This is a genomic window from Paenibacillus etheri, from assembly GCF_001012825.1.
Taxonomy (GTDB): Bacteria; Bacillota; Bacilli; order Paenibacillales; family Paenibacillaceae; genus Paenibacillus_AQ; species Paenibacillus_AQ etheri.
On the sequence record NZ_LCZJ02000083.1, the window covers coordinates 1 to 410 of the forward strand.

At 53.7% G+C, this 410-nt stretch carries 1 rRNA gene; it reads right to left on the reverse strand.

The features are described from left to right. Positions 1–410 (reverse strand): 23S ribosomal RNA (locus UQ64_RS28925); the annotation flags it as partial.

A 410-nucleotide genomic window follows, 5' to 3' on the forward strand; every position in this document is an offset into this window, starting at 1 on the left:
CGCCTCCGTTACTCTTTAGGAGGCGACCGCCCCAGTCAAACTGCCCGCCTGACACGGTCCCCGTACCCGGTAAGGGTACTAGGTTAGAACCTAGATACGATCAGGGTGGTATCCCAACGGCGCCTCCACCGAAGCTTGCGCTCCGATTTCTACGGCTCCCACCTATCCTGTACAGATCGTACCCAAATTCAATATCAAGCTGCAGTAAAGCTCCATGGGGTCTTTCCGTCTTGTCGCGGGTAACCTGCATCTTCACAGGTATTAAAATTTCACCGGATCTCTCGTTGAGACAGCGCCCAAGTCGTTACGCCATTCGTGCGGGTCAGAATTTACCTGACAAGGAATTTCGCTACCTTAGGACCGTTATAGTTACGGCCGCCGTTTACTGGGGCTTCGGTTCATAGCTTCGG